Below are 3,293 nucleotides of genomic sequence, written 5' to 3'. Positions count from 1 at the left end.
TGTTGGTACAGCATCTGCTGTGATTCAGGGTATAAATGGCTATGAAGGAACTTATATAATAAATTTTGAAATAGTTCCTGCAGAAGAGCCGGAAATAGCCGAACCTAGTTTGGAGAATGCTCTTATGAACCTTCTTATGTTACTCATGAGACTTCTCTATGGAATATTATGAGTGTTTTAACATATAGCTTTTTATATTTTTGATATTGTGATAATTATTCTTTTTGGATATAGCATACAGGCGGAAACTTCATTTATGGAGTTTCCGCCTGATTGTTTTAATCCTAATCATCTGTAAAGGCATAGTATTATTAAGCATTATAAGAAAAATGTAAGAGCCAAAATCATGTATCTATATACTAGATAGCAGGCAAAAATAAAGAATGTTTCAAAGATCTCGTTTACATCAAAAATTATTGAAAGCAGTTCGTTTGAATAATAAACAATATTAGTGAGTTTGAAAAAGCTCACTATTTTTATTTACTCGTCTTTTAGTTGTTGATTTCGATAATACTCGGCGCATATAAGAAGCATTATTTATTACAATACACAAAAATAGACCTCGAGTCGGTTTTGTGCTTGACAATTCGTTAGGCAAATGCTATCATAATAATAGAAATTCGACTAACAGTCGAAAAAAGGAGGGCTATATGAAAGGCGAAAAAGGTGAACGCCGGAAAAAAGAGCTTTTGAAGATCGCATACCGAATGTTTATTGAAAAGGGCTACGATAACACAAGCATCGACGAGATTATTACAGAAGCAGGTATTGCCAAAGGCACTTATTATTACCATTTCCCAAGCAAGGAAGCAACACTCGAAGCGGTCATTGATATGATGATAAGCGAAGAAGCAGAACGGGCAAAAGCTGTGATTACTGCGCCAATTCCTGTTCCGCAGAAGATCATTGCCGTTATAATGGCAATGCGTCCGCAGCAGGAAGAAAGCGGAATTGCGAACACGCTAGAACGAAGCGAAAACATCTTAATGCATGATAAGATTAACAAGCGACTGCTTGATGTGACAACTCCGATTCTGACTGATGTCGTGAAAGAGGGCGTATCACAAGGAATATTTGATTGCACCAATATTGAAGAGCGCGTGAAAATGATACTCTTTATATGTCAGCGCATTTTTGACAGCGGCAGCTTCAATGAAAGGGATATTGAGGTCTTTATTGATATAGTCGAGAAAACTTTCGGTGCACAAGCAGGAACGATGGGCTTTATCCAAGAGCTTATCCGTTAAAGGAGGCCTTTATGGAAAAAGAGGTTATTATTTCGGCAAGACATTTGAAAAAAGTGTTTGGTTCGGGTGAAAGTGAGCAAGTCATTTATTCGGATTTTGATATTGATATTTTCAAGGGCGATTTTACTGTTATCATGGGCGCGTCTGGTGCAGGAAAGTCAACGCTTATGTACTCTCTTTCGGGTATGGATACTCCGAACGCAGGAACGATAACATTCTGTGGCACTGAGATTACGGGTTTGAACAGCGATGAGCTTGCTGTATTCAGGCGTAAGAACTGCGGTTTTGTTTTTCAGCAGATATATCTGATTGATAAGATGAACCTTATGGATAATGTCATTACAGCAGGCAGTCTTACAAGCAGGGATAAAGCCGATATTGTAAAACGTGCCAATGAACTGTTTGATATGGTAAATATTTCTGCTGTGACACGTCAAAAGCTTCCATCGCTAATTTCTGGCGGTGAAGCGCAGCGAGCAGGCATTGTCCGTGCAGCAATAAATCAACCCTCGGCGATATTTGCCGATGAGCCGACAGGAGCGCTCAATTCCAATAATTCTGATGCTGTGCTTGATGTGTTTTCAAAGCTCAATGAGACGGGACAGAGTATCATCATGGTTACGCATGATAAGAAATCAGCTTTAAGGGGGAATAGGGTGGTTTATATCAAGGACGGCGAGATATGCGGTGACTGCGATTTAGGCAAATACTCTGCAGAGGACACGGAAAGAAGCGAAAAACTCGAAAAGTTCCTGAAGGATATGGGGTGGTAACGATGGGCGGACTTGTAAGGCATAACCTAAAAAAAGCCAAGGGGCAATTTATCTCATTTGGTATCGTAATGCTCATAACTGCGCTGATACTCAACATTGCACTTGTTCTTCTTTTTCAGACGGGCGATGCCTATGACAAGCGTTTTAATGAGCTTAACACTGCTGATATCAGTGCGAGTGTTCCCTCTGCTTTTGCATCTGAAGAGATTGCCAATGATATTCTTGATTTAAGTGGTGTTTTGACTCTCGAACAGCATGAAGCTATGTTTGCTTCCGCCGCATTACAGGAATTTCAAGGCTCAGAATTTACGATGAACACGTATTTCTATAGGTTCTCCGACGAGCGCACTGTCTCAAAGCATACAATAGATGAAAAAAACGAAAGAGATGACGAAAACGGCGCATATATTCCTTTGTATCTGTCAGTGCTGGGTGGCTATGAAACAGGGGAGACAATAAGATATATCATAGGCGGCGAGGAATATGCTTTCACTGTGAACGGCGTCGTAAGTGAGATGCAGTACGGCAACTACGGTACTGGTTTTATTGGGATATTTCTTGCCGACAAAGCCTATGATAATATAAGTTCAGACGAGAATTTTACGGCTGTTTCGGAATGCATGGTAAAAGCTGACAATAGCGCGAATATATCTGGGATCAAAAGCGATATCGCTGGACTTCTCAAAGGCAAAAATATTCCGGCAATTTCGATTCTTGACCGTGAGACTGCTAAAAAAAGCCGTACTATGGTATCAAATACGATAGTGCTGTTCCTTGCAGTGTTTGCCTTTCTTGTGCTGATCGTAAGCATATTTCTCGCACGTTTCAGGATAAAGAACACGATAGATGAGGAGATTAATGAAATGGGAGTCCTCAAGGGCTTAGGCTACACAAGCAGACAGCTTATGTCCAGTCAGGTCATTCCCTACGGTTTGATATGCGGTGCAGGACTTATCATCGGAACGGCTCTTTCTTACACGATGTTACCTTTCGTTGCGAATGTACTTGCGGTGCAGTCGGGTTTCTCCTACACTCCTATTTTCGACAGCAAAGCCGCTTGTATCTGTATATTCGGTATACTCGTTTTCGTTCTGCTGTTCACGATTATTGCGGCGGGGAAGATCAAACGGCTTGAACCTATCAATGCTATCAGAGGTATAGATCCGCTGAAACCCGTGAGTAAGAACCGCTTTCCGCTAGACAATTCAATAGGCCCAGTAGCTCTTAATTTGGCTTTTAAGCAGGCTGGGGCATCTGCCGGAAGAAATATCCT

At 41.0% G+C, this 3,293-nt stretch carries 3 protein-coding genes; all 3 read left to right on the top strand.

Features of this window, described 5'->3' with window-relative positions; translation table 11 throughout:
* Positions 1-650 precede the first annotated feature (650 nt).
* The gene (locus J6U00_RS08380) at positions 651-1,247 is read left to right on the top strand and encodes a TetR/AcrR family transcriptional regulator (protein ID WP_296580951.1); all 597 of its coding nucleotides are present in this window, start codon (positions 651-653) and stop codon (positions 1,245-1,247) included.
* An 11-nt stretch (positions 1,248-1,258) separates the two neighbouring features.
* Entirely contained in the window at positions 1,259-2,020 is a 762-nt protein-coding gene (locus tag J6U00_RS08375) for an ABC transporter ATP-binding protein (protein ID WP_296580949.1), read from the top strand.
* Positions 2,021-2,022: 2 nt separating this feature from the next.
* Positions 2,023-3,293 (top strand): ABC transporter permease (locus J6U00_RS08370; RefSeq protein WP_296580947.1); only part of this gene is annotated, 1,271 nt, incomplete at its 3' end.

This window comes from Ruminococcus sp. (genome assembly GCF_017650195.1).
In the GTDB taxonomy this organism is placed as follows: domain Bacteria; phylum Bacillota; class Clostridia; order Oscillospirales; family Ruminococcaceae; genus Ruminococcus.
Note: the sequence above shows the minus strand (reverse complement) of the source record. Positions and strands in the feature narration are given on the sequence as shown.

Excerpts from the sequence above, each read along its gene's own strand:
- J6U00_RS08380 (WP_296580951.1), top strand. The coding sequence starts at position 651 with ATGAAAGGCGAAAAAGGTGAACGCCGGAAAAAAGAGCTTTTGAAGATC.
- J6U00_RS08375 (WP_296580949.1), top strand. The coding sequence starts at position 1,259 with ATGGAAAAAGAGGTTATTATTTCGGCAAGACATTTGAAAAAAGTGTTT.